The organism is Synechococcus sp. B60.1, assembly GCF_047462555.1.
Taxonomy (GTDB): domain Bacteria; phylum Cyanobacteriota; class Cyanobacteriia; order Thermostichales; family Thermostichaceae; genus Thermostichus.
Genome location: NZ_JANSJN010000179.1, coordinates 1 through 2,166, shown reverse-complemented (window position 1 = coordinate 2,166; position 2,166 = coordinate 1). Strand labels below are relative to the sequence as shown.

The window sequence follows — 2,166 nt, the reverse complement described above, 5'->3', positions numbered from 1 at the left end:
TACATCCAGAATCAGTCAGAGGGTGCTATCCATCCCCACCGTATAGACGGTGGGGAATTCCGCACCTTACGTTAAACCAGGTGAAAACACCTTGCCGCTGATCCAAGCGCTTCGCGCCGCCGGCGCGCTTGCGACAGCGTTGCGTAGCAATAACGACGTAGAGAAACGTTTCGTTGCTATTTGAATTGAAATGACCATAATCCCTGAGCCGATAGAGCTGCCGCTGCGCTCGCCCCAACGAGCAGTTTTATGGATCGTCCATTTATTGATCCCCGTGACAGAATGGCCCTAGAGGCGGGGATTGAGGTCGCACATGGCTTGGGCAGTTGGCCAACACTTGCAGGGGGGGCGCTACCGCGTCGAGGCCGTTTTGGGGGAAGGGGGCTTCGGCATCACCTACCGAGCCTGGGATAGCGTCCGCGCTGACTATGTGGTTATCAAGGTCTTGAACGACAGCCTCCGCGAGGATCCCGACTATCCTCACCTTCAGCAGAACTTCATGAACGAGGCGCTACAACTAGCTCGCTGCCACCATCCCCACGTGGTGAAGGTGGAAGAGGTGATCTGGGAGCAAGATCGCTGGTGCATTGTGATGGAGTACATTCGCGGCCAGACTCTGCACCAGCTTTTGCGCCAAAAGGGATCGTTGCCTCTGCCGGAAGCCCTGCGCCTGACGCGGGAGGTGGGATCCGCCCTCATGGCCCTGCACGAACAGGGGATCCTGCACCGCGATGTGAAGCCGGCCAACATCCTAGTACGGGAGAGATCTGGGCAGGCGGTGTTGATCGACTTTGGCCTGGCGCGGACTTACACGCAGGGGCTCATCCAACGCCACACCTCCTATGGCACCGATGGCTACGCCCCCCTGGAGCAGTACGACAGCCTGCGCCGCCGCGGCGCCTTCACCGATGTCTACGCCTTGGCCGCCACCCTCTACACCCTGCTGACAGGGATGGTGCCCTTGTGCGCGCCGGTGCGGGCTACAGGCCGTCAGTTGGATCCCCCCCGCAGCCTCAACCCCAGTATTCCTGAAGAGGTGGAGGCCGCCATCCTCAAAGGGATGGCTCTCCACCCCGAGGATCGCCCGCAAACGGTAGCCGAGTGGCTGGCTCTGCTGCCGGCAGAGAAGCAGCCAGCTACCTTTGAGCCCGCCATCCGCACTCAAGAGCTGCGGGAACTGGAACGGCTTCTGGTCCAGCAGCAACCTCAAGATGAGCTGGAGCAGCTCCTGGCCCAGCACTCGGCAGAAGAGCTGGAGCGCCTGGTGGCACCCCCTACCCCTGCCACAGCAAAAAGGGAGGCAGGCTCCAGATCCCCAATTTTCCCTAAGGTCGGTCGAGAGGGATCCCTGCCTGCAACCCCCTCCTGGCCCGACTGGGTGGGAGAAGCGGCTCCTGCCCTGCAAGGGCTGTGGGATCGGCTGCAGGCCGGCCAGTGGGGGGAAGCCGATCGCTGGACGACGGCTTTGCTGCTTAAACTCAGTGGGCGCTCCCAGGTGGGCTTTTTCGATCCCAAGGATGTTGAAGCTTTCCCCTGCCCGATGCTGCGGCTAATCGACCAACTTTGGACGCAGGCCAGCCATGGACGCTTTGGCTTTACCGTCCAGAAGCAGCTCTGGCAGGAGTGTGACTCGGAGAAAAGGGGAGGGCTCAGCTCGAGATCCTTCTCGGCCTTGCCCCGCGAAGCGTGTATGGGAGAGAAAGTGGGCTGGCAGATCCAGGGCCGCTGGCTGGAGTACGGGGAGCTCAAAACCAACTTGGAAGCGCCCAAGGGCCATCTGCCGGTAGGCTTTTTCTGGGGCTACTCAGGTGGCTTACGCGCAGCGCTGCTGATGCTGGATCGGGCGGTACTGAAAAAGTTCAAAGCCTGCCTGTAAAAAACTCTTCTCTCCCTGGGATAGCAAACGGCGAAAAAAGGTGAGAGTGTCCGCACCTCTCCTCAAGGAATCGAGGAGGATTCCTGAGCACTCCCTCCTTTCTCCAAAAGGGAAGCTGCCCGAGGGTCTTCACGAACAGCCAGCCCCAGGTGAATCAGCGCTGTCTCAACAGTATTGACCTGCTCTGCTAGAGCTTTCCACCCTCTTGCTTTTACACCGTAGCGCTTGCCAAAGTAAGCCCGAGCAGCTGCAAAGGAAGCAAAAGATTTTTTGAGGGTCGCTGCTGTCCA

General features: G+C 60.0%; 1 protein-coding gene. It reads left to right on the top strand.

What is annotated here, in order from left to right; translation table 11 throughout:
• The first annotated feature begins 313 nt into the window (after positions 1-313).
• A complete protein-coding gene (locus NW863_RS12800) occupies positions 314-1,876 on the top strand; it encodes a protein kinase domain-containing protein (RefSeq protein WP_414366823.1) in 1,563 nt (520 codons plus the stop codon).
• Positions 1,877-2,166 lie beyond the last annotated feature (290 nt).